The following is a 3,889-nucleotide window of genomic DNA, read 5'->3' on the forward strand; positions in this document are numbered from 1 at the left end:
GATTTGAGAGGCGGACAACGGTAAGACGGTCGGTTCGAGAGCGGACAGCATGATCCTACTCGGTGGGTCAAGGGTGTGAGCAAATTCTATCTGAATGGGGAGATTGTTTTTCGGAAATCACCTTAGAGCTTGCCTTACGCGCCGGGCCGCTCGATTACGCCAAGATTCGTGGTTCCAGTCTTACCCCGGTGTTGCGCGTACCATTCTACCTGCGCCTGGCGTTGACACACTCGGCGTGTGTGAGCGCGGCGCCTTTCCAGTCCACGAATAATCTCAAGCAATTTCTCTGGCTGCAAGCCGTGACAAACCCAGCTAGCGCGGCAGAGAACATGCCAGACCGTCGCAAGCGGACGTTCGACGATACGTGCTTGCGGCGAGCGCAGCGCGTGGTTCAGTTTGTAGAGCAGCTTTCCGATTTTGAAGCGGTGTCCGCGCTCCTTAACGACGGAATACTGGTTGCCGACATGCACGGTCGGGTTGCGCCAGCGCACGATATCTTCGACGACTGGTCGCTGCACAATTACATCCAGCGACAGGTCGTGGCGGCGGAATACGACTGGCCCACGTTCTTCGAGACCGTAGGCACACATCCCGGAATTCGCCGCGCGTATCGGAGTTGGCTGGCCGAAGCCATCACAAGGAAAGAGTCCGAGGCGCTAGACTTGGTGCACCGCATATTCGATGATCCGTCGATACCGCCTTTCTGGCGAGACGATTCTCTGGTCGGGATGCTGCGCTCCGAGCACGCGCCAACATTCATTGACGAACATGAGGCGTTGCTCGTTCAGAATGGCATGGTGCGACTGCGCCGACTGGTTCATCTGCTACGGGTTGCCTGCAAAGGGCCAAGGGAGGATCTTCCTCAATTACCCACCGATGGCGGATTCCCGACGGAAATCAAAATTCGATACGCACTAACCATGCCGGTCGGCGGCGCGTGGGGAAAGGTCATCCAGCTCGTTAGCTCGCACTTGAACAAGCTGAACGACGCGGATCATCCATGGATCGCGGGACTTATCGAGGACTGGCTGTCCGGTGAGCGGGATTTCTACCAACCAAACGAGACTACCCGCGCGGCGCTTGCCATCGGACTTCACGTTCTGCGCGGCTCCAGTACCGCCCAGATTGCACGAGGCGAGTTAGCAAAGCGCTTCCTTAGCATTGTCCTGAAAACGCTTGGGGCAGATCCCGAACAAGGGCGAACATTCCTGCAAATGTGCTTGGATGCTTTAAAAAACGATGATCACCGAAGGACATGGGGCGCAAAAAATGTAATCGAGTACGCACTCGAATTCACCAACTGTAGCTCGCTTTGCTGCTACCTGCCCGACTTTGTTATTGCCGCGCTGTGGTCGCTCTACGTCCGTTCAGATCATGATGGAAGAGAGTGGCACCACGAAATTGGGCCTGAATTTGGACTCTGTATCGGGCAACACTTACAGTTTTTCGCGCCAAGCGCCTATCAAGGCCCATTTTGGCAGTTACTACGCACACATCCAGTGAAAGCGGTTAAAAACACCGTTAAGTTGTGCAATCACGCTGCCGAAATGTCTCGCCACTCTAAGTTTCAAGATGAAATTATTGCACTGACTGTGCCTTTCTTGCCCGAAGGCCATCAATTCCTGCTTTCGGAAAGGATGTGGTTGGCGCATCGCGGTACGGCAGTGGCACCGTATATGCTTGAGTCGGCGCTCATGGCTCTTGAGAAGTGGTTTTTGGAGGCTCATACAGTCGGCGTGGACATTGTCCCTTTCTTGAAATACGTACTCCGCAAGAGCACCTCAGCGTTCACCCTCTCCGTCGTCGCCAGCGTGCTGAATGCGTACCCAAGACTATTCTCCGAGGAGTTTCTCGACCTGTTCCGCATTCGGGAATTCATTGGGATGGATCGACGTAGAACGGGGCTTGAAACCCGTGCCCAAGCGTGGGCTTCTCCCCATAATCCCATGAGTGCAGCGATGCAGCAAGAGCGGGCCGAGAGCAACAAGCTCCCGCATCGCCGCCTTGACCTGGAATCGCTGATTTTCCGGTTGCAAATTGAGACACCACAACTTAAGGAAGCTCTTTGGCAAATCCTCGACGACCACAAGGCTGCAATTGATGCTGGCGATACCTCCAAGGAAACCCAACTCTGGCGGTTGGCGCTCAAGCGTATGGACTTACGGGAAATGAATCTCGGCGAATCGACTCAAGAAGATTATATACCGTTGGAAACTCGTGAGCTAGATCCGGATTTGCAACAATTGGTAGAAGATAACGCCGAGCAATGGAGAGGCACCAATACAGCGATAAAACTCTTCCTGTGGGGAAATTCATTCTTCGATATGGATGCAAAGCAGCATCGCACGTTATATCTGAGCCATGTAGAGGCACTGGCAGAATTCCGCCAACTCAAGCAGGAACCTGCTAAGGAAGACTCCTATGTTACCCCGAACCTTCCAGCACTCATCGCAACCGCGCTGATCCGGTTGGACAACGGTGAAATAGGTGGAGAAACACGAGCATGGGCTGAGGGCGAGATCTGCAAGGCGGTCGCTGCGCCGGCTGAGTACAACGATTTGGAAACCATGCAACGGTTCAACGCAGATGGCTCCAGAGCAGCCGCGTGTGTGTTGCCCCTCGCACTGCCCAAAACGAAACAACGAGAACTCCTGCTTGGGGCGCTTGCTGAAGCGCTCACTCACCCGACCGACGAAATTCGAGAGTACGCTATCCGAGGCATCCAGCAATTTTTATGGAAGAGCGAACCGACCCTGGCGCGAGTCTGCGTGCTCGGGCTTGCGCACCTCGCGGTGATGATGGGCACCGCGCTCAATATTTTGCTGTATCCCGAGAGGGAGGTGGCATGGAAACAGTCATTTGGCAAAGCGCGCGCCAAGTTGCTTGACGGCTTAAAGGCTGGCGTGCTGGACGAACCGCAATTAGATCAGCAGTTGTGCTACTTCCCGTATTTGACGCCCGCGCTTGAAACGGTGCCGCTCGATCTAGATTGGGAATGGTCGCGTTCGGCTATGGGGATGCTCGTGGATGCGGCGGCCACAGCTACAAAGAACAAAGCTGATGAACGCGATCTGTCCTATGAGGCACAGTATGCTATCGCTAAGCTATACGCTCGCCAATTGCTCTACGCCACGCCGGAGAAGCTGCGGGCCGAGAGTTCACGATTAGAAAATCTGTGCGAACAGATACCCGACTTCGCGGCGATGGTGCTTGAAGACGTTTTAGTTGAACAGTACGGAGCGGGCGATGGAACGACAAACTTCTGGACGCTATGGGATATCGCTACCGAAATTTGTTATCGTCAGCCTTCCATCTTTCAGGATGGACGTTGGTATCACTCAAGCCACGATAAGCTGTTGCGGATATTGTTATTCCAGTCCGCATTGTTCCAGTCTGTACCGTGGATTCCTGACGCTCATGACTTCGCTATTCTTCACAAGCGCCCAAACTTTATCAGAGATAGCATTCGGGCAATCGGCACGAGCGCGCTCGGATTCGAATGCGTGGTGAACCTGTTGGAAGGTGTCGGACGGGGAATTGGCATTCCGGGCGCTCTTATTGAACTGCAACAGGCCCTTGATGGACACACGCAAGAGAATCCACTAGAAAACGAAGTGATCCTGTGGAAACTTGAGACCGTGATGCGCGTGGCGATCCACGAACATGCGGCTGCGATCAAGAAGAACAACCCTCTCCGTGCCGCTGTCCTGACACTCCTCGACAAAATGGTGGATGCCGGATCTTCTGTCGCATTCCAGCTACGCGTAGTCTAGCCAATAGTAATACCTACATTGTGATTAAACCAAGTCTTTCTAAAGTTGTCTAATTATAGTAGAGAAGTAATACAGATCAGGTTTAATTTTGAAGGAGATTGCCATGAAAGCCGAGT

At 53.7% G+C, this 3,889-nt stretch carries 1 protein-coding gene; it reads left to right on the top strand.

The features are described 5' to 3' along the window. Positions 1–62: 62 nt before the first annotated feature. Positions 63–3,773, top strand: coding sequence for a hypothetical protein (locus K1Y02_25795; GenBank protein ID MBX7259794.1), 3,711 nt, complete (start codon positions 63–65; stop codon positions 3,771–3,773). The last annotated feature ends 116 nt before the right edge of the window (positions 3,774–3,889 follow it).

This window comes from Candidatus Hydrogenedentota bacterium (assembly GCA_019695095.1).
Classification (GTDB): domain Bacteria; phylum Hydrogenedentota; class Hydrogenedentia; order Hydrogenedentales; family SLHB01; genus JAIBAQ01.